Origin of the sequence: Actinoallomurus sp. NPDC050550 (assembly GCF_040655075.1) — a bacterium.
Lineage (GTDB): Bacteria > Actinomycetota > Actinomycetes > Streptosporangiales > Streptosporangiaceae > Actinoallomurus.
Genome location: NZ_JBFAJC010000025.1, coordinates 1 through 18,974 on the forward strand (window position 1 = coordinate 1; position 18,974 = coordinate 18,974).

Genomic DNA, 18,974 nt, shown 5'->3' on the forward strand with positions numbered 1-18,974 from the left:
CACACCGCCCACACCCGTCAACGTCACCAACCGCGACGCCGACAACAACCGCTTGACCTCGGCCACCTCATGCCGACGCCCCACGAAACTCGTCAGCTCACCCGGCAGGCGCGGCGCATCCCGTCGGGAGAGCTGATCGGAGTTCGTGACATCCATGGAAGCGTCTCTGATTGGCTAAGCGATCCCGAGTAATCCTCGGGAATCGTCCCGACTGGATGCCGGGTATGCGCCAATCGTCTTCGTGCCCTGGTGTCGGCAGACAAAACTGCCGACCCGCGTGGCACGTCCCTCCGGACGCTGTCGGTCCAGCTTGCACGGCTATAGGACCGAGGAGGGTGCCCCGCGTCGCCTGGGCACGGGGCATGCTGATGACAGAACGATACTAAAGGATCGCCAAGGGTGACTATCGCTTGCCGTCGGCAGCGATCACATGAAACGCCCACCGGCGATCTCCAAGACGGCGCCGGTCATGTAGCTCGACAGGTCCGAGGCGAGGAAGAGCGCGACGTTCGCGACCTCGACCGGCTCTCCCGCCCGTCCCATCGGGATCTCCCGCATTTTCCCTTCCCACACGTCCGGCCGCATCGCCTCCGTCATCGCCGTCCTGATCAGCCCCGGCTGCACGGCGTTGACCCGCACGCCCAGGTGGGCGAGCTCCTTGGCGGCGGCCTTGGTCATGCCGACGATGCCCGCCTTCGCGGCGCTGTAGTTCGTCTGGCCGGCCATCCCGACCTTCCCGGAGATGGACGAGACGTTCACGATCGAACCTCGGCCGCGTTCCCGCATGACCAGCGAGGCGGCGCGGACGCCGTGCCAGGTGCCCTTCAGGTGGACGTCGATCACGGCGTCGAAGTCCGCCTCCGACATCTTCCGCATGGTGGCGTCCCGGGTGATCCCGGCGTTGTTCACCATGACGTCGAGCCCGCCGTACTCCGCCACGCACCGATCGACCAGCGCCGACACCTGCTCGGCCGAGGTGACGTCACACTCCACGGCGATACCGCCCACCTCCTTGGCCGCCGCACGGGCGGCGTCGAGGTCGCGGTCTCCGATCACCACCCGCGCGCCGTTCTCGGCGAACACCTGCGCCATGGCCAGCCCGATCCCCTGCGCCGCCCCGGTGATCACGGCGCTCCGTCCCTCCAGCAGTCCCACGGCTCCTCCTGGGTTCGATCCGACCTCCGCCGTCATGCTCGCATGCCCGTACGGGCGTCAGGCGATCCGCTCGAAGACCGCGGCGAGCCCCTGGCCGCCGCCGATGCACATCGTCTCCAGTCCGTACCGGGCGTCGCGGCGGCGCAGCTCGTGCAGCAGGGTGGTGAGGATGCGCGCGCCGGTCGCGCCGACCGGGTGCCCCAGCGAGATGCCGGAGCCGTTGACGTTCAGCTTGGCCAGGCCGGCCTCGTCGAGCCCCCACTCGCGCAGGACACCGATGACCTGCGCGGCGAACGCCTCGTTCAGCTCGATGAGGTCCATGTCGTCGAGGCTCAGCCGGGCGCGGACGAGCGCCTTCTCGGTGGCGGGCACCGGGCCCAGCCCCATCAGGTGCGGCGGGACTCCGGCCACGGCCCAGGACACCAGCCTGGCCTGAGGGGTCAGGCCGAGCGCGTCGGCCCGCTTCCGCGTCGTGACCAGGCAGACGGCCGCGCCGTCGTTCTGGCCGCTGGAGTTGCCCGCGGTGACCGTGGCGCCGTCCACGCGCATGACCGGCTTGAGGCCGGCCAGCCGCTCCAGGGTCGTGTCCGCCCGCGGATGTTCGTCACGGTCGACGACCCGCACGCCCTTGCGGTCGCGGACCTCCACCGGCACGATCTCGTCGGCGAACAGCCCCTTGTCCTGTGCCCGCACCGCCCGTTCGTGGGAGCGCAGCGCCAGCTCGTCCTGCTCCGTACGGCTGATCTCATAGCGTTCACGGACGTTCTCGGCGGTCTCCAGCATGCCGCCCGGCACCGGGTGGTGCTCGCCGCCCGCCGTGACGCGGGCACGGGCCAGCCGGTCCATCAGCTTGATCTCGGCTCCGGGCCGGTCCCAGCGCAGGCCGGCGGCGTAGTACTCGACGCCGCTCATGCTCTCCGCGCCGCCTGCGATGACCGCGTCGCTCACGCCGGTCGCGACCTGCATCACCGCGTTCACGACGGCCTGCAGCCCCGATCCGCACCGTCGGTCCACCTGCACTCCCGCGACCTCCACCGGCAGGCCCGCGTCGAGGGCGGCGACCCGGCCGATGGCCGGCGCCTCACCGTTCGGATTGCAGTTGCCCAGGATGACGTCGCCGATCTCGTGGGGGTCGACGCCGGTGCGCTCGACCAACGCACGGATCACCGTCGCCGCCAGCTCCTGCGCGCTGACGTCCTTCAATGCACCGCCAAAACGTCCCACCGGCGTACGAACCGGAGAGCACACCACAACCTCGCGCATGTCATGACTCCTCTCGCGACAACCCTACGTTTCGGATTACGAGAGGATTAGCCCGGTCTTCCGGCAGACGGGAAGGCGCCCACGACGAGGTCGTCGCCTCTTCAGACCGAGTTCCCCAGGGCGTGCTGCGTCAGATCCCACAGGACGTGGTAGACGGTCGTCTGCGCCTCCTGGACGCGGTGCACGGACGCCGACGGGATCACGAACAGGTAGTCGAGGGACGCCAGGTCGGCGAGCCTGCCGCCTTGGTCGCCGGCGAGCGCGATGGTGAGCATCCCGCGCCGGGCCGCCTCCTCCACCGCCCGGATGACGTTGGCCGATTCACCGCTCGTCGACAGGCCGAACGCGATGTCGCCGGTGCCGCCCAGCGCGGCGAGCTGCCGCGCGAACACCACCTCGAAGCTCACGTCGTCGGACAACGCGGTCAGCAGCGCGACGTCGGTGGTCAGGCAGAGCGCGGGCAGGGACCGCCCGCGCGACGGGTTGGAGAACGTGGCGGCGATCTCTTCCGCGTCGGTGCTGCTGGCGCCGTTGCCGAACGTGAACAGCCGCCCGCCCATGGCGAACCTCTTGGCCATCGCCTCGGCGCACTCCGCGAGCAGAAACCCCGACCGCTCCGCGACCTCGCGCCGGAGCCGTACGATCTCCTCGGCCTTCTCCGCGGTGGACCGGCTGACCTCTGCCAGCACCGTCTCGATCTCGGACTCCCGCGAATACAGGAACGGGTACAGCTCCCGCATCCCTTCCGGTGGCTCCGTCCCGGTCATTGCCGCTCCCCCCGATCACCCCGCGCCACCACCACGATGGCCTCTTTCGCGTGGACCAGGATCGTGTCGCCGACGGCCGCGTCGACCAGCGCGACGCTGACCTCCTCATACCTGCCGCCACCGGTGTCGGCGACCGCGAGGTCGCCGTCGAGCAGGCGCACCACCGTCACGGGGACGGCCTCGTCGGAACAGGTGACGCAGACCTCCTTCGAACACGGACCGCGCTCGGTCACCCGATCACCTCCGGGCCGAGCAGACCGGGCTGTTCGAAGAACACGTGGACCAGCTCCCACAGGAGGTGGTACGCCGTCACGTGGATCTCCTTGACGATCGCCGGATCGTCGCTCTGCGCGATCAGCAGGTGGTCGATCGCCGGGCTCTGGCCCAGCATGCCGCCGTCCCCGCCGGTCAGTGCGACGGTGAGCAACCCCAGGTCATGGGCTGCCTCCAGGCCGCGGAGCACGTCGACGCACTGACCGCCCGTGGAGATCCCCAGGGCGATGTCGTACGGAGCCGCCCACTGGCGCACCTGGTGGGCGAATACCTCGCAGAACCCCTCGCGGCACGCCACCCCCGTGATGGCCGCCGCGTCATTGCTCACCGCGATGGCGGGCAACGCCCGCTTCCCCACGATCATCGGATGCATGAACTCGACGGAGACGTGCGCCGCGTCCGTGCCGGCCACGCCGTTGCCGAAGGCGATCAGCTTTCCGCCGCGGTGAAAGCGGACCGCCATGTCCTGGCACGCGCGGGCGACCCGCCCGGAGTCCTCGGCGAGCATCCGGCCGGCCGTCTCACGCCGCGCGAACGCCTGACTGACCCGTTCCATGGGTGGTGTCACCGTCATGTACACACTCCATTCCGGATCCGTACCGTCACGCTATGTCCATGTCGCTCTGGGGGAACACCCTGTCCTGCACAACCAGCGGTAAAGCCTCGGCGCGATCGGTAAGTTCTCGGCCACGGCGGTCGCGGGCAGGTCTCGGGGCCGCCACGCCGCGGGCAACATTCGACGTATGCGATCAACGTCCGCTCGGCTGCTGATCCGCGTCGAGGGGATCGTGCAAGGGGTCGGCTTCCGGCCGTACGTCCATTCGCTCGCGCGGCGGCTGGACCTGGCCGGATGGGTGGGCAACGACGCCCACGGCGTCTTCGTCGAGGTCGAGGGGCCATCCGACGCCTTGACGCGGTTCCAGGAGGGACTGCGCGACGACCCGCCGCCCCTGGCGTTGATCCACCGGATGACCGCGACGCGGCTTCCGGTCCGCGGCGAGCGAGGATTCCGCATCGCGCCGAGCCGCCGGGAGGACACCCGCGGGACGCTGATCTCGCCGGACGTCGCGACCTGCGCGGACTGCCTCGCCGAGCTGTTCGACCCCGCCGACCGGCGGTACCGCTACCCCTTTGTCAACTGCACCAACTGCGGGCCGCGGTTCACCATCATCCGCGACGTGCCGTACGACCGGCCCGTGACGACGATGGCCGGGTTCGCCCTGTGCGAGGACTGCGCGGCGGAGTACCACGACCCGGGGAACCGGCGGTTCCACGCGCAGCCGACCTGCTGCCCGGCCTGTGGCCCGACGCTGCGCCTGTCCGGTGCGGACGACGGCGACCCGGCCGTCGAGGTGCCGCATGCCGGCGGCGCGGCGGCGTCTGGGGTGACGAGCGCGGCGGCCGAGGCGCGGCGTTGGGAAGGCGCGTCGGCCTCCGGTGGAGGGGGCGCGGGGGGTGACCCGAACGTGACGGCGGCGGTCCGGCGTCGGGAAGGTGCGTCGGCCTCCCTTGATCCGATCGCGGCGGCGGTGGAGGTGCTGCGGGCGGGCGGTGTCCTGGCCGTGAAGGGGCTCGGCGGCTACCACCTGGCGGTGGACGCCGGCGACGAGGAGGCGGCCCGGCGGCTGCGCTCGCGCAAGCACCGTGAGGCCAAGCCGTTCGCCGTCATGGTTCCCGATCTCGACGCCGCCCGCCGGCTCTGCCTGCTCGACCCGGTCGCCGAACGCCTGCTCACCGGCCCGCGCCGCCCGATCGTGCTGCTTCCCCGACGGCCCGGCGCGCCGGTGGCGGAGGCGGTCGCGCCGGGCAACCGCGAACTCGGGATCATGCTGCCGTACACGCCGCTGCACCACCTACTGGCGCGGGAGCTCGACCGTCCGTACGTGTTGACCAGCGGCAATGTCTCGGACGAGCCGATCGCCTACCGCGACGCCGACGCGTACGAGCGGCTCGCCGGCATCGCCGACCGGTTCCTCACGCACGACCGGCCGATCCACATCCGCACCGACGACTCCGTCGTCCGCGTCGTCGGAGACCGGGAGCTCCCGCTGCGCCGGTCGCGCGGGTACGCGCCGCAGCCGGTCTGGCTCGCCCGGCCGGTGCCGTCCCCGGTGCTGGGCTGCGGGGCCGAGCTGAAGAACACCTTCTGTCTCGCCGAGGGCGACCGCGCCTTCGTCTCCCACCACATCGGGGACCTGGAGAACCACGAGACGCTGCGCTCCTTCACCGAGGGGATCGCGCACTTCCGGCGGCTGTTCGACATCACGCCGCGCGTCGTGGCCCACGACCTTCACCCGGAGTACCTGTCGACGAAGTACGCCCTGGCGCTGGAGGACGTGGAGCTCGTGGGCGTGCAGCACCACCACGCGCACATCGCCTCCTGCCTGGCCGACAACCGCGAGGACGGCCCGGTGATCGGCGTCGCCTACGACGGCACCGGCTATGGCGCCGACGGCACGATCTGGGGTGGTGAGCTCCTCGTCGCCGACCTGGCGGGGTTCTCCCGGGCCGGCGTCCTGGCCCCGGTGCCGTTGCCCGGAGGGACGACCGCGATCCGGCAGCCGTGGCGGATGGCCGCTGCCCACCTGGACGCGGCGTACGACGGGGCTCCGCCGCCGGAACTGGGCGTCCAGGCGCGGCATCGCAGCGGCTGGGACGACGTGCTGGCCGTGGCGAGGTCCGGTGTGAACTCGCCGCTCACGTCGAGCGCCGGCCGCCTGTTCGACGCCGTCGCCGCGATCCTCGGCGTCCGCGACGCCGTCGACTACGAAGGACAGGCGGCGATCGAACTCGAGCAGCGCGCCGACCCCGCTGAGACGGCCGCCTACCCGGCCGCGATCGACGACGGAGACCTCCTGGTCATCCGGGTCGGTGACCTGGTCCGTGCGGTCGTGGCCGACCTGCGCGGCGGCGTCCCGCCCGCGACCGTCGCCGCGCGCTTCCATCACGGGCTCGCCGACGTCACCGTCGCCGCGTGCCGGCGGTTGTCCGCCGCGACAGGGATCGGCACGGTCGCGCTGTCCGGCGGCGTCTTCCAGAACCGGCTCCTGCTGGGCCGGGTCACCGACGGCCTTGAACGCCACGGCCTGCGGGTGCTCACCCACCATCGGGTGCCGCCGAACGACGGCGGCATCAGCCTCGGCCAGATCGCCGTGGCCGCCACCCGGCAGGACCGACGCCGCTGAGACGGACGACGACGGCGGCAGTCGTCACGGCGAGCGTCCACCCGGAGCGCGTCGGCGCGGTGGGCCCGCGGGCCCGGTGGGCAGGCGCTGGATCGCGATCGCCGCGGCGTCGTCGTCGAGTCGGCCGCCGACGTGGCGGAGCAGATCATCGTGGAGCAGCCGGATCAGGGTGTCCGCGTCCTCGTCCGCCCAGGCGGGAAGGCGCTCGGCGAGAGGATAGAAACGGCCCGCGCCGTCGCGGGCCTCGATGATCCCGTCGGTATAGAGCAGCATGATGTCGCCGGGCTCGAACGGGAACGTCTCCGGCCGATGGTCCTCTTCGGTGAGTTCGCCCAGCCCCAGCGGTGGACACTTCTGGCGCGGCTCCAGCGGCAGCACCTGCTCTCCGTGCAGCAGCAGCGGCGGCGGATGACCGCAGTCGATCACGTGCACCACCGGCTCGCGGTCAGGTATGTCGGTGATGGCCGCAGTGACGAAGCACTCCGAGGCGATCGCGTTCGTCTCGGCGAGCTCGGTGAGGTTCCGGCAGACGCTGCCTTCCAGGTGCGTCGCGAGCTTCGGCAGTGCCGAGTGGCGGTGCGACGCCTCACGGAACGCACACAGGAGGAGCGCCGCGTCGCTGAGCGAGCCCAGGCCCTTGCCGCGTACGTCGCCGATGAGCAGGCGGGTGCCTCCCACCGTGCGCGCGGCGGCGTACAGGTCACCGCCGACGTGAGCCTCGGCGGTGGCGGCGATGTACATCGACGAGATCCGCAGGGGGCCGATCCTGCGGGGCAGCGGGCGGAGAATGACTCGCTGCGCGGCCTCGGACACCGACCGGACCTGGGCGAGCTGCCGCACGCGCCGATCGCGTAGGTAGGAGTACACGAAGATAACGGACGAGACCGCCAGCAGCGCGAAGATCTGTACCTGGTGGTTGAGCGTCTCGATGCCGCCGTGCAGGAAGGCGATCATCACCTGCGCCACCACCGCCACGGCGCCGACGAACCCGGTCATCACCGGCCCTCCGAAGGACGCCGTGAGTGCGGGCGCCACGACGAGGAGCGGCCCCAGGTGGATGGTCGTGGGGAGGTTCACGTCCACGACGCTGATCAGCAGGATGAACGCGAGTGGTATTGCCACCAGTGCATGAGCCGGCTGCCATGACGGGCGAAGATCGCGCAAGTGCTGCCCGAGGCGCACCTTTCCTGCCTACCCCACGAGTGGGGAATCAGGCCAATTCGCCAGTGGTCGGTACAGCATCGCTCGTGGAGGTCAAAGATCCAGGTGTTGGCGGAGCGCCGTGTCGAGCAACCGCAGCGTCGTCCTGGGCACAGTGCCCAGGTGTCGCCGCAGTCGCCCGGGCGCGACGGACCGAACCTGCTCGGCCTGGGCTTTCGAGTCGGTCTTGAGCCCACAGTCCGATGCGTCGAGCAGGACCTGGAAGGGATAAACCCGGCCGATGTTGGATGTAATCGGTACGACCGTGATCACTCCGCGGCCGGTGCGTTCTGCGGTGCGGTTGGCGGCGTCATTGCTGACGATCACCGCGGGTCGTAGTTTGTTTGCTTCGGATCCTTGTGCCGGCTCAAGATCGACGAGGTAGACGTCACCTCGCCGCATCGGCGATGCCATCCGCTGAAGTCGTGTCCCAGAGCTCGGCCTCGCTGCTGTAGTCCGGGTCCGCCCAGGCCGCTGCGTATGCGTCCTCGAGAGCCGCCGACCTGAGCAGTCCGATGGCCTCATGGAGCACGGCCGATCTGGACTTCGCTCCGGTAAGCGCGGCGTACTCATCGATGAACGCAACATCCTCGTCAGGGATGCTCACACCTACCTTCATGCTGTTTAGGATACCTGCTCTCATACTTACCTTCCAAGAGCTGGTGGGAATATCGTACGTACTTCTAGTGAGAACCCATGGGAACGAGGGCCGTATCGGAGGCGAGGGTGAAGGCGGGGTCGATCTGGGCGGCGAGGTCCTGGCCGGTCGCGGCGTTGGCCCAGGCGCGGGCGTTCTTGAGGTGGAACTCGACCGCTTGGCGGGTGAACTTGTCCCAGTCCTTGGGGCGGGCGTCGACGGTGGCCCGGAGCGTGGCGAGCGCGGCGCGGTCACGCTCGGCCAGGTCATCGAGGCCGAACGAGCGGCCCTGCTCCATGGCGCGGACGGCGCCGGACTGCCCGACGCAGCACAGCAGCGCGTCGCCGACGTGCTCGCGCAGGAACGCGACGTCCTCGGGGCCGTGGACCTTGTTGCCGATGACCTTCAGGGCGACGTCGTAGTCGGCGGCGTACTCGGTCCACTGCCGGTAGACGGCGACGCCCTTCCGCGTGGGCTCGGCGACCAGGAAGGTCAGGTCGAAGCGGGTGAACATGCCGGAGGCGAACGACTCCGCGCCCGCGGTGCAGTCGACGACGACGTACTCGCCGGGGCCGTCGAGGAGATGGTTGAGGTACAGCTCGACCGCGCCGGTCTTGGAGTGGTAGCAGGAGACGCCGAGGTCCTCGTCGCTGAACGGTCCGGTCGCCATGAGCCTGGCGCCGGCGGCCGGGACCGTCAGCCGGGAGTGGATCGGGTCGTCGCCGCCCAGGCGCAGTAGCCGGGATCCGCGGCCCGGCGGCGTGGTCTTCACCATCGCCGCCGCCGAGGAGATCCGGGGGTTGTCGCCCCGCAGGTACTCCTTGATCGCGGCCAGGTGCGCGCCCATGGCCGGGATCGCGGCGGCGGACTGCTCGGGGAGGCCGAGGGCGACGCCGAGGTGCTGGTTGATGTCGGCGTCCACCGCCACGACCGGCGCACCGGCGGCCGCCAGATGACGGATGAACAGGGACGACAAGGTCGTCTTGCCGCTGCCGCCCTTTCCGACGAACGCGACCTTCATGCTTCCTCCCAGTGCGGCCGGTGTTCACTTCCGATATCGCACAACGTAGCGACCCGAATACAGTGAGCGATGGGTTTCGGTGTGACCGACTATAGGGGAAACGAAAACCGTTTTCGCAATCTCCCGTGGCGCCGCAGCAGGCCGATGGCGCGGACGGTGGCGTGACCTCGCCATTCGAGGGCGCCCGCCGGGGAACTGCTGGCATGGTCGACGATCCAGCCGCCGTCCTCCTGCTGCAGACCGGCCAGCCGATCCAGGTCGGCCTCGATCACCTCGGGCCGGAACAACGCTCCAGCCGGCCGGTCGAGGCTCTCCGTGAAGTTCAGTGGGCGCAGCGTCTCGCCTGCTATGCCGCCTTCGACGGGCATCTCGCCACTCGGCGGTATCCGCGTGCCCAGGGACGCCAGGAGACCCGGCGCCTCGGGCCGGAGGTCGTGCACGGCGTCGAGGAAGCGGACCGCGAACGCCAGCACGTACGCGTGCGGCGTCTCGTCGATCGCCTCGATCGCGGCCAGGCAGTACGCCGTCGCTCGATCGAGCCAGGGATGGCCGGCGACGGCCGGAACGCGGGCCGCGACATGGTGGGCGAGCGCGGCGGTCACGGCCGTGATCTGCAGGGACGACGTGTTCGGATCGGCGCCCGCCCACCAGGGAGCGGTCGCGGCACGGGACGTGAGGGGAAGGGCGAAGGGCAAGCCGCCGTCGGGGAGCGTCACCGACTCCAGCCAGTCGCACAGCGCGACGGCCCGCGTAGTGACCGGCGCGTGGGCTGCGGCCTCCTCGAACGCCTCGAAGGCGTGCAGCGCCGCGCCCGGCTGGCTCTCGGGCGAGCGCAGGTCCGGCTCGAGGCCCCAGCCGTAACCTCCGTCGGCGTTGCGGTACGCGTCCAAGGCGGCCAGGACGTGGGCGGCGCCGGCGTCCTCCGTGATCAGCCGAAAGCGACGGCGGTCCAGGAGACGCGCGTGACCGGCCATGAACGAGGCCGCCGCGGAAAGGTCGATGCTCATACCGCGATCGTCCTTCCCGCGTGGCCCGCTCGTCATGGACGAATCGGCCATCTCCGCCGCGCGGATCAGGCTCGGCCGTCCACACCCTGTGGATTCGGCTCGGCCGCCGCGCGGGTCCGGCTCGGCCGCCGCGCGGGTCCGGCTCGGCCGCCGCGCGGGTCCGGCTCGGCCGCCGCGCGGGTCCGGCTCGGCCGCCGCGCGGATCCGGGTCGGCCTCCCGCCGCGGGGATCAGGCGTGGCAGACCGTGCCGGCCGGAGGTGCCTGGCCGGTGATCAGGTAGTCGACCTCGTGCGTACGGGCGCAGGAGGAGTTGTACAGGGCGGTGTGCCCGTCCCCGTCGTACGTCAGTAGCCGGCCGCCGTCGATCTGCCGGGTCAGCGCCTGCGCCCAGACGTACGCGGTGGACGGGTCGTAGGTGTTGCCGACGACGAGGATCGTCGGGGCGCCGGTGATCCGCTCGGGGCGTGGCGGGTTCGCCGCCGGCACCGGCCAGCCGGTGCACCCGGTGGTCATGTCCCACATCTCCGAGTAGCGCCACATGTGCGGCGCCGCCTTCTTGACGCGCGCGAGCCGGGCCCGCAGGTCCGCGAAGCCGCGCACCCGCGGCGGGAAGTCGTGGCACCCGATGGCGCGGTACGCGGTGTAGCTCGGGTCGATGCCGGACACGCCCGCGCCCAGCGCCGTCGCGTTCGAGGGCGTCTTCTCGGCGTCGGCGAGGGCCGTGGCGAGCTGCGGCCAGAACGACTTGATGATCAGGTACCCGTACGCGCCGGCGGTGACCTCGGCGGCGGTGAGGGGGCGGCCGAGGGCGGGATCGGTGACCTCGCCCTTGTCGGCCCGCGCGGTCAGGGCGTCGAAGTCGGCCACGACGTCGCGGCCGTGGAGTGCGCAGTCGGCCGTGGCCTGGCACCAGCTCGCGAACCGGCGGAACTCCCGTTCGATCGCCGTGGACTCGTCCACGCCGTCCCGGGCGACCGAGCGCGTGTGGTCGATGGCGCCGTCCAGCACCATCGTCCGTACCCGGCCGGGGAACAGCCGGGCGTACGCGGCGCCGAGCTCCGTGCCGTACGAGACGCCGAGCCAGGAGATCCGTGACTCGCCGAGCGCGGCGCGGATCGCGTCGACGTCCCGGGCGGCGCTGATCGTGTCGACGTGCCGGAGCAGCGGGCCCGTCGTGCGCAGGCAGTCGTTCCCGTGGCGGCGGTTGCTCTCCGTGAGCCGCCGGTACTCCGCCGCCGTCGTCGGAAGGGTGGGGGCGGCCGGGTCGTACACCGGCGTGGAGCAGCGTACGGGAGTGCTGTCGCCGACTCCGCGCGGGTCGAAGCCGACCAGGTCGAAACGTTCGCGCAGGGGCTTGAGCTGGGGCGTCCCGAGCAGCATCCCGCCCTGGGCGACCACCGCGGTGCCGGATCCGCCCGGGCCGCCGGGGTTGACGAGCAACGACCCGATTTGGTGCGCCGGGTCGGTGGCCCGCAGGCGGTTCAGCGCCAGGGTGATCCGCTGCCCGCCCGGATGGGACCAGTCCAGCGGCACGGTGATCGTGGCGCACTCCAGCTGAGGCGGCGTGTTCGCGGTGTGACAGTCGCGCCAGGCGGGCGCCGGGGCCAAGGTGGGCCCGCTCACCGCCGCCACCGCGGCGGAACCCGGCGTCAGGACGGCGGTCGCGGTCATGGCCACCGTCGCGACGGACGAACGCTTCATCGGGACTCCAGTTCGGAGGGGATTGGAGGCACGCGTGCTCGCAAAGCGGCCACAGAGAGCATTTCAAGTAGTCGCCTCCGGGGCGTCGTTCGCCGGGGTGATCCCGTCGCCCCGCCCTGCGACCTCCGGAGGAGGCCGCGCGCGACCTGCGGCGGACGGATGCGGCCCATGCGCTCGATGCCGACGACTGCGGCGATTCTTGGTAGGAACCGGAATTTTTGTACGATGCGTACCGTTCGGTGACTTCGGAGAGTCATACGGTTTCCGGGGGAAGTTTCCGGGCGCGGCATTGTGATGTCCCCGCCATTGGGGGGTTTGCGCACTCCCAAAGCGGGCACGGTGCCTCATTAGCGCGCCGCGCCGTGGACGGTATCCGTCACCCTCTTGGAAACGATCAGTAATCGCGCGATGCTGTGATGGTCACGGGTGCCCCACGGTGTTCCGGACTGGAGGTCCCATGGACGTTGCCCTGGACATGTTCGCGATGGAGTGCGAGGACTACACCCTCGCCATGCCGCGCGGTGAGGTCGATGCCTTCACCGGGCATACGTTCCGGGGGCGTCTGATCGAGCTTGTCACCACGGCCGACCGGCCGCTGCTGGTGGACATGAGCGGAGTGCCGTTCTTCTCCGCGGCCGGGCTCAACGCCGTGGTCGCCGCCGAGAAGCTGTCCAGAAGCCGGGGCGTTCCGATCGCCTACTTCGGCCTCATGCCGTGCGTCGAGCGGCCCTTCCGGATCACCGGCGTCGACAAGGTCGCCCTGATCTGCCCGACGATGCAGGACGCCATCTGGTGCGTCCGCCCGCTCAGCGACGCCGAGATCGAAAGCTGGGACCTGTCCGAGTAGAGGTCACTCCTACGGGCAGAGAGCACCTGCGCTGACGTCGTGGTCCTCCAGGAACCCCTGGAAGGCCACGGCGTTCTTCGCGTTCAGCACCGGTCGTTACGGCTATCCGACGCTGGTCGGCCAACGCGGGTGGGCTGGCGCGGGCAGCTCGGCCGGGATCGGCTCGGCGGGGATCGCCCGGGCGGCGGTCGGGTGCCGCATCAGGTGGGCGTCCTCCCTGAGGGTCTCGACCGTCCGATGCGGTGTCGGAGAGAAGGTCCGCATCCGGTGGCGGCCCATGGCGTACATGATCGCTCCCGCGACCGCCCAGATGCCCCCCACGATCAGGAAGGCCCAGGCGATGTCGAGCACGTGGCCGATGCCGAGTGCCGCCGCGAACGACAGCAACACCAGCACCATGTAGCCCGCGAATCCCGCCCCGCCGAACAGCCCGGCGGCCTTCCCGGCCTTGGTCGCCTCCTGGCGGACCTCCGCCTTCGCCAGCGCGACCTCCTGCCGCATCAGCTTCTGCAGGTCGGCGGTCGCCTCACTGACGAGCCGGCCGATCGAGGTGTCTCCGGACGCGGCGGTCCGTTGGATTCCGGTGCCGTGTACAGAGGTCGACATGTCAGCTCACCCGTCCCTTCGGTTCGCGGCCGATCGACTCGGCGCCTCCTCGAGGGTTCGCCATTGATTCGATGCCATACCCGCTGCGCGCGGTTCGACCCCTCTCGACCTGTCACTCCACCCGGACGCGGACTTGTCGTCGGCGGTGTCGGGCACGACCATCCCGGTGCGGCACAGGGGATCGGTCGCCCTGCCCTCGGCGCGTTATGATCTCCCTGATCCGCGACCGGATCGTCATCTGTTCGCCCTGTCGGGCGCCGTACCGCTCGGGTACGGTGCCCGGCATGGTCGATGCGTTCGATGTGCGTGCGGAGCTGGCCGGCGTCGAGGACCGTGCCGGGGCGTGGCGGTTCATCCAGGGGTTCGCGGCGGCGTGGGCGACACCGCTCACGGACGCCGACGGCTGGGAGGACGCGGATCTGAACGCCGTCGAGACGCGGCTCGGCGTCACCCTGCCCGCCGCGGTACGGGAGGCGTACGCGCTGTTCGGCCGGCGCGGGGACCTGACCAGCAACCAGGACGAACTGCTCGAGCCGAAGCAGCTGTACGTCCACGACGGGCTGCTGGTGTTTCGCGACGAGAACCAGGGCGCGGCGCGGTGGGGCGTCCGGCTCGACGGCCCCGACGACGCGGTGTTCATCCGGCCCGACCTGGCCGATGAGGACGCCGAGGGCTGGGAGCCGTGGCTGGACTCCTTCTCCCTCACCTGCGTCGAGATGGTGCTGTCGGAGACCCTGCACGCCGACGAGACGCTCGCCGACTATCGCGAGGCCGACGAGGACGATCTCGAGGTGCTCGAGCGGTACGCCCGCCTGCCCCTCCCCGAGTACCCGTCGGGGCAGCTGCCCGGTTCGCGATGGTTCGCGGGCCTGGACGTCCTTGTACGGGAGGATCAGCGGGCCTGGATGACGATCCGCGCCCGTTCGGAGGAGGCTCTCGTGAACGCCTGCGAGGACTTCGGCGACGGCTGGCTGGCGTCAACTTCTCGGTTCTAAGGACTGAGCGTGCAGGTAGGGCCTCACTGGCTGTGGGGTTGCCTCCCGCGTCTTGGCCATTCAGCTTGTGGGCTGGGTGGCCGGGACGTGTGACTTCCGCCCCGCACCCCACGCATCCTGGCCCCTCCGGGCCAGAACATGGGAAGCGTTCCGGTCTGCGTGCGCAACGACGCCGCAGCCCCGGCAGGTGAACAAGGCTTGGGACACCCGGTTGAGCCGGTCGATGTGCCCGCACTCGGCGCACTCCTTGGAGGAGTACGCGGGGTCGACGAACACGACAGGCACACCGGCCCGGCGTGCCTTGTAGACGATGAAGTCTGCCAGCTGGGCGAAGGCCCAGGAGTGCAGGGCGACCCGTTGGGGCTTGCGGAGCCGTACCCGTTCACGGATCCCTGTGAGGTCTTCCAGGGAGATGCCGCGTCCGGTGCGTTCAGCCTCGGTCACGATCGTCTTGGAGATGCGGTGGTTGATGTCTCTGGCGCGCCGGGATTCCTTCCGGCGCTGCTTGGCCAGGAGTCGTTTGGCGGACTTGGTGCGCTTCTTCTGCAGCTTGGCCCGCAGCGCGGCCTGCCGCCTGCGGTAGCGGTTGAGGTTGCGTCCGGCGGCCTGGTGGCCGGTGGAGGTGGTGGCGATGTTGACGATGCCCAGGTCCACCCCGATGAAGGCGTCCGGTGCACAGGTCTTGGCCGCGGGCACCTCGCAGGTTGCGATCAGGTAGAACACGCCATCGCGTTCGATCAGGTCGCTCTCGCCCTGGCGGTGCTCCCGCAGGATCTTCAGACCAGCCGGTGAACAGGCAAAGCGCACGCCCTTCAATCGGCCCGCGATCGTCCAGATACTCACCGTCTGGGCGTCGTACTGCCAGCTGAGGCACCGATCGTCATACGGCTGCGCGGCCTGTGGCCGGAAGGTGATCGGCTTAGAGACCGCCCTGGCCCAGCGCTTGGAACCCTTCTTGCCCAGGTTCCCCGCCCGCAGATTGGCGTGCAGGCTGGTGTAGGCGTCCCGGACCTTCTTGATCACATGCTGGGCCACCTGCGCACCCAGACCACGTTCCCTGAGTTCGGCATAGGTGTGTTTGCGCAGTTCGTACTCGCGCGGCACCCCGCGCTCGAACGCCACATCAGAGACCCAGCATGCGGCTTCGTTGACCGTGCGCAGGGTGTGTTTCAGCGCCGCCGCCTGCACGGGCGTCGGCATCAGCTTGACCTGCGTCACGACCTTCACAGTCCGCGACTTTATCATCGCTTTACGTCACCATGCCGGGAAATTGAACCCCCGATATTCGCAGGAAAGCAAGAGTTCCCCAGCCACATCCGCACGTACCTGTGGGGCCGATCACTTCTGGTCCCCTTCCTACTCCGCCGCCTCATACCGCGGTCGCCCCACTGTCGATCATCAAGGACTACATCGAGAACCAACAGCGCCCCTCCTGAACAGGGCAGCGTTCCACAGCGATGCCGCGGCGCTCCGCACAGCAAAGATCAGGATGCGATTCCGCCTGGGGCTCCTCGCAAGAACATGCTGAAACGCCGGCACCCCCGGCCGGGCGGCCGAGGGCGCCGGCGTCGCGGCTCAGGCGGGGGCGGCCTCCGCGCGGGCCTTGCGCGGGAGCAGGAACCCGAGTCCGAACGCCAGGACGATCAGCCCGATGGTAACCAGCGCCGTGATTCCGGCGGCGTCGAGGGAGTCGCGGCGGTGAGTGTCCAGACCCGCCGTGGTCAGCGCCCGCACGACCGCCGGTGAGGCCGAGCCGGTGGTCCGGCAGCTGGCCGGCACGGTGTCCGGGTCCTTCTCGGCCTCGCGGTCGTGCACGCAGGACCGGACGCCCGCGACGATCTGGGCCTGGGCCGGGGCGGGCACGCCCGCCCGGGTCAGCGCGGCGCGCAGCCGGGGCGCGGCGGAGGCGTCGAAGTTGTGGTGCGCCTGCGCGCCGAGCAGCCCGAAGAACAGGGTGCCGATGACCGCGACGCCGAGCGACATGCCGAGTTGCTGGATGGCCTGCAGGGCGCTGGACGCCGAGCCGACCTCGTGGTCGGTGACCTCGCCGAGGATGATGTCGAACATCGGCACGAAGATCATGCCCATCCCGACACCGCCGATCAGCAGCGGGGCGATGAAGTCGACGCTGGTGAGGCCGGGTCCGACGTACTGGAAGACGCCGTAGAGGACGGCCAGCCCGATGCCCATGCCCGCCAGGCCGAAGTGCAGGAGCCGCCGGCCGAGCTTGACCATGAGCGTGCCGCTGATCGCGGAGCCGATCATCGCGCCGAACGCCCAGGGCGCGGTCGTGAGGCCGGCGCGCAGCGGGCTGTATCCGAGGCCGACCTGCATGAACACGCCGAGGGTGAGGAGCGTGCCGCCCATCGCGCCGGTGAAGGCGATCGCGAAGACGACCCCGGAGGCGTACGAGCGCCGGGCGAAGACGCCGGGCTCGATCAGCGGCGTCGCGCCCACCCGCTTGCGGCGGACCTGGTACGCGGCGAACAGGGCGAGCACCGGAACCGAGCACACCAGGAGGATCTTGGTCCACAGCGGCCAGCCGAGCTCACGGCCCTGCACCAGCGGGAAGATCAGCATGAAGGTGCCGGAGGCGGCCAGGGCGACGCCGGGCAGGTCGAGCCGCGCCGAGCGCACGGCGGGCGGCGTCGTGGGCAGGAACCGCGCCGCGACGGCCAGCGCGAAGGCGCCGATCGGGACGTTCACCAGGAAGATCATCCGCCAGCCGGTGCCGAACAGGTCGGCATGGATCAGCGTTCCGCCGATGATCGGGCCGAGCACCGCCGACAGCCCCATCACCGGGCCGAACGCGGTCCACGCCTTCTTCATCTCCTCCGCCGGGAACAGGTCGCGGATCAGCCCGAACCCCTGTGGCAGCATCACCGCCCCGAACGCGCCCTGCAGCACCCGCGAGACGATCAGCATGGTTGGAGAGACCGCGGTCGCGCAGGCCACGGAGGCGACCGTGAAGCCCGCGACGCCGATCAGCAGCATCCGCTTGCGGCCGAACATGTCGCCGAGCCGCCCGCCGATGAGCAGCATGACCGCGAGCGCCATCGTGTAGCCGGCCGCCATCCACTGCAGCGTCGCGTACGACCCGCCGAGGCTCGCCCGGATCGCCGGGGCCGCCGTATTGATCACGGTGCTGTCCAGCAGGTCCATGACGCTCGAGGCGAGGACGGCGGAGAACGCGAGCCACCGCCAGCGGTACGGCGCGGTGGTCTTCTCGTCCGCCGCGAGCGGGGATTCGAGGATTTCGGTCAAGGCCATCTCCTGTGAACGAGGTCGATGGATAAGACGTTAGAGTTCATAGCGGCCACTTCCTGACCGCAATGACCGGAACCCTGAAAGACATGGCGAACACGAGCTCCCGCACCCTCCGGCTGCTGTCCCTCCTGCAGACCCACCGCTACTGGCCCGGCCCCGAGCTGTCCGACCGGCTCGGAGTCTCGCCCCGTACGCTCCGCCGTGACGTCGACCGGCTGCGCGAGCTCGGCTATCCGGTCGTCGCGCACCGGGGCGTGGACGGCGGTTACCAGCTGGCGCCCGGGGCCGCGCTGCCCCCGCTCGTGGTCGACGACGAGGAGGCCGTCGCCCTCGCCATCGGCCTGCGGATGGCCGCGCAGGGCGCCGTCGCCGGCATCGAGGAGTCGGCGGTCCGCGCCCTGACCAAGGTCGTCCAGGTGATGCCGCCCCGGCTGCGCCGCCGCATCGACGCGCTGCGCGCGGTCACCGTCCCCGCGGCCTGGGGCGCCGGCCCGACCATCGACGCGGACGTGCTCACCGCCGTCGCCCAGGCCTGCCGCGACGAGGAGCGGCTGCGGTTCTCCTACCGGGCCCGGGCCGGCGAGCAGTCCGCCCGCCATGTCGAGCCGCACCGCCTCGTCTCGCTCGGCCGCCGCTGGTACCTCGTGGCGTACGACCTGGGCCGGCACGGCTGGCGCAGCTTCCGCCTCGACCGTCTCTCCGACCCGGGCAGTACGGGCGAGCGGTTCCGCCCTCGCGAGCTGCCCGCCGAGGACGCCGCGGACTTCGTCCGGGCGGGCATCGCGACCATGCCGACGACCTACGCCGTCGAGGTCATCGTGCACGCCCCGGCGGGCAAGGTCCGCGCCACCGTTTCACGCTGGGGCACGGTCGAGGAGATCGCCGACGACCGATGCCGCCTGCTGATGACCGTCGACGGCCTGGAGTGGCCCACCATGCTGATCGGCGCGATCGGCGCCGAGGCCGAGATCGTCGGCCCGCCGGAGCTCACCGACTTCGTCCGCGAGTGGGGCACTCGCTTCCTGCGCGTCACCGGCTGACGTGCGGAC

The 18,974-nt window shown here is 70.6% G+C and carries 18 protein-coding genes; 4 read left to right on the top strand and 14 right to left on the bottom strand.

Features of this window, described 5'->3' with window-relative positions; translation table 11 throughout:
• Nucleotides 1-426 precede the first annotated feature (426 nt).
• From fabG to AB0I04_RS30065, 5 genes are all read right to left on the bottom strand, one after another.
• Entirely contained in the window at nt 427-1,155 is a 729-nt protein-coding gene (gene fabG / locus AB0I04_RS30045; protein WP_360891675.1) for a 3-oxoacyl-ACP reductase FabG, read from the bottom strand.
• Between the two features lie 57 nt (nt 1,156-1,212).
• Complete coding sequence (locus tag AB0I04_RS30050) at nt 1,213-2,418, bottom strand: acetyl-CoA C-acetyltransferase (protein ID WP_360891678.1); 1,206 nt, start codon at nt 2,416-2,418, stop codon at nt 1,213-1,215.
• 101 nt (nt 2,419-2,519) lie between these two features.
• On the bottom strand, nt 2,520-3,185 hold the full coding sequence (locus tag AB0I04_RS30055) for an SIS domain-containing protein (protein ID WP_360891681.1): 666 nt from the start codon (nt 3,183-3,185) through the stop codon (nt 2,520-2,522).
• Nucleotides 3,182-3,418, bottom strand: coding sequence for a HypC/HybG/HupF family hydrogenase formation chaperone (locus AB0I04_RS30060; RefSeq protein WP_360891684.1), 237 nt, complete (start codon nt 3,416-3,418; stop codon nt 3,182-3,184). The genes AB0I04_RS30055 and AB0I04_RS30060 overlap by 4 nt, the downstream gene beginning before the upstream one ends.
• Nucleotides 3,415-4,032 (bottom strand): SIS domain-containing protein, encoded by a 618-nt coding sequence (locus tag AB0I04_RS30065; RefSeq protein ID WP_360891691.1) that lies wholly within the window; start codon nt 4,030-4,032, stop codon nt 3,415-3,417. Before AB0I04_RS30065 ends, AB0I04_RS30060 begins: the two co-directional genes overlap by 4 nt.
• A 169-nt stretch (nt 4,033-4,201) precedes the next feature.
• On the opposite strand from AB0I04_RS30065, the gene hypF reads away from it, so the two are divergent.
• Entirely contained in the window at nt 4,202-6,643 is a 2,442-nt protein-coding gene (gene hypF, locus AB0I04_RS30070; protein WP_360891694.1) for a carbamoyltransferase HypF, read from the top strand.
• 24 nt (nt 6,644-6,667) lie between these two features.
• On the opposite strand, the gene AB0I04_RS30075 is transcribed toward hypF, so the two are convergent.
• From AB0I04_RS30075 to AB0I04_RS30100, 6 genes are all read right to left on the bottom strand, one after another.
• Nucleotides 6,668-7,765, bottom strand: a complete 1,098-nt coding sequence (locus tag AB0I04_RS30075) for a PP2C family protein-serine/threonine phosphatase (protein WP_360891697.1) — start codon at nt 7,763-7,765, stop codon at nt 6,668-6,670.
• A gap of 132 nt (nt 7,766-7,897) precedes the next feature.
• The gene (locus tag AB0I04_RS30080) at nt 7,898-8,257 is read right to left on the bottom strand and encodes a type II toxin-antitoxin system PemK/MazF family toxin (protein WP_360891699.1); all 360 of its coding nucleotides are present in this window, start codon (nt 8,255-8,257) and stop codon (nt 7,898-7,900) included.
• Nucleotides 8,232-8,462 (bottom strand): ribbon-helix-helix domain-containing protein, encoded by a 231-nt coding sequence (locus tag AB0I04_RS30085; protein ID WP_360891702.1) that lies wholly within the window; start codon nt 8,460-8,462, stop codon nt 8,232-8,234. Before AB0I04_RS30085 ends, AB0I04_RS30080 begins: the two co-directional genes overlap by 26 nt.
• Nucleotides 8,463-8,526: 64 nt before the next feature.
• On the bottom strand, nt 8,527-9,501 hold the full coding sequence (locus tag AB0I04_RS30090) for an ATP-binding protein (RefSeq protein ID WP_360891705.1): 975 nt from the start codon (nt 9,499-9,501) through the stop codon (nt 8,527-8,529).
• Between the two features lie 89 nt (nt 9,502-9,590).
• A complete protein-coding gene (locus tag AB0I04_RS30095; protein WP_360891708.1) occupies nt 9,591-10,508 on the bottom strand; it encodes a hypothetical protein in 918 nt (305 codons plus the stop codon).
• A gap of 229 nt (nt 10,509-10,737) precedes the next feature.
• A complete protein-coding gene (locus AB0I04_RS30100) occupies nt 10,738-12,210 on the bottom strand; it encodes an alpha/beta hydrolase (RefSeq protein WP_360891711.1) in 1,473 nt (490 codons plus the stop codon).
• Between the two features lie 457 nt (nt 12,211-12,667).
• On the opposite strand from AB0I04_RS30100, the gene AB0I04_RS30105 reads away from it, so the two are divergent.
• Nucleotides 12,668-13,057: an STAS domain-containing protein gene (locus tag AB0I04_RS30105; RefSeq protein WP_360891714.1), complete on the top strand. Its 390-nt coding sequence runs from the start codon at nt 12,668-12,670 to the stop codon at nt 13,055-13,057.
• Between the two features lie 102 nt (nt 13,058-13,159).
• Here AB0I04_RS30105 and AB0I04_RS30110 read toward each other — a convergent pair whose 3' ends face one another.
• A complete protein-coding gene (locus AB0I04_RS30110) occupies nt 13,160-13,663 on the bottom strand; it encodes a phage holin family protein (RefSeq protein ID WP_360891717.1) in 504 nt (167 codons plus the stop codon).
• Nucleotides 13,664-13,947: 284 nt separating this feature from the next.
• Here AB0I04_RS30110 and AB0I04_RS30115 point away from each other — a divergent pair, with 284 nt between their 5' ends.
• Entirely contained in the window at nt 13,948-14,658 is a 711-nt protein-coding gene (locus tag AB0I04_RS30115) for a hypothetical protein (protein WP_360891720.1), read from the top strand.
• Nucleotides 14,659-14,718: 60 nt separating this feature from the next.
• Here AB0I04_RS30115 and AB0I04_RS30120 read toward each other — a convergent pair whose 3' ends face one another.
• Together AB0I04_RS30120 and AB0I04_RS30125 are read right to left on the bottom strand one after the other, a co-directional pair.
• A complete protein-coding gene (locus AB0I04_RS30120; protein ID WP_360892062.1) occupies nt 14,719-15,858 on the bottom strand; it encodes a transposase in 1,140 nt (379 codons plus the stop codon).
• A gap of 375 nt (nt 15,859-16,233) precedes the next feature.
• A complete protein-coding gene (locus AB0I04_RS30125; RefSeq protein ID WP_360891723.1) occupies nt 16,234-17,922 on the bottom strand; it encodes an MFS transporter in 1,689 nt (562 codons plus the stop codon).
• Nucleotides 17,923-18,011: 89 nt separating this feature from the next.
• Here AB0I04_RS30125 and AB0I04_RS30130 point away from each other — a divergent pair, with 89 nt between their 5' ends.
• The gene (locus AB0I04_RS30130) at nt 18,012-18,965 is read left to right on the top strand and encodes a YafY family protein (protein ID WP_360891726.1); all 954 of its coding nucleotides are present in this window, start codon (nt 18,012-18,014) and stop codon (nt 18,963-18,965) included.
• Nucleotides 18,966-18,974 lie beyond the last annotated feature (9 nt).

Coding starts and splice junctions, on each gene's coding strand:
- AB0I04_RS30115 (WP_360891720.1), top strand. CDS start 13,948: ATGGTCGATGCGTTCGATGTGCGTGCGGAGCTGGCCGGCGTCGAGGAC.
- AB0I04_RS30050 (WP_360891678.1), bottom strand. CDS start 2,418: ATGCGCGAGGTTGTGGTGTGCTCTCCGGTTCGTACGCCGGTGGGACGT.
- hypF (WP_360891694.1), top strand. CDS start 4,202: ATGCGATCAACGTCCGCTCGGCTGCTGATCCGCGTCGAGGGGATCGTG.
- AB0I04_RS30065 (WP_360891691.1), bottom strand. CDS start 4,032: ATGACGGTGACACCACCCATGGAACGGGTCAGTCAGGCGTTCGCGCGG.
- AB0I04_RS30095 (WP_360891708.1), bottom strand. CDS start 10,508: ATGAGCATCGACCTTTCCGCGGCGGCCTCGTTCATGGCCGGTCACGCG.
- AB0I04_RS30105 (WP_360891714.1), top strand. CDS start 12,668: ATGGACGTTGCCCTGGACATGTTCGCGATGGAGTGCGAGGACTACACC.
- AB0I04_RS30110 (WP_360891717.1), bottom strand. CDS start 13,663: ATGTCGACCTCTGTACACGGCACCGGAATCCAACGGACCGCCGCGTCC.
- AB0I04_RS30100 (WP_360891711.1), bottom strand. CDS start 12,210: ATGAAGCGTTCGTCCGTCGCGACGGTGGCCATGACCGCGACCGCCGTC.
- AB0I04_RS30130 (WP_360891726.1), top strand. CDS start 18,012: ATGGCGAACACGAGCTCCCGCACCCTCCGGCTGCTGTCCCTCCTGCAG.
- AB0I04_RS30090 (WP_360891705.1), bottom strand. CDS start 9,501: ATGAAGGTCGCGTTCGTCGGAAAGGGCGGCAGCGGCAAGACGACCTTG.
- AB0I04_RS30085 (WP_360891702.1), bottom strand. CDS start 8,462: ATGAAGGTAGGTGTGAGCATCCCTGACGAGGATGTTGCGTTCATCGAT.
- AB0I04_RS30120 (WP_360892062.1), bottom strand. CDS start 15,858: ATGCCGACGCCCGTGCAGGCGGCGGCGCTGAAACACACCCTGCGCACG.
- AB0I04_RS30055 (WP_360891681.1), bottom strand. CDS start 3,185: ATGACCGGGACGGAGCCACCGGAAGGGATGCGGGAGCTGTACCCGTTC.
- AB0I04_RS30080 (WP_360891699.1), bottom strand. CDS start 8,257: ATGGCATCGCCGATGCGGCGAGGTGACGTCTACCTCGTCGATCTTGAG.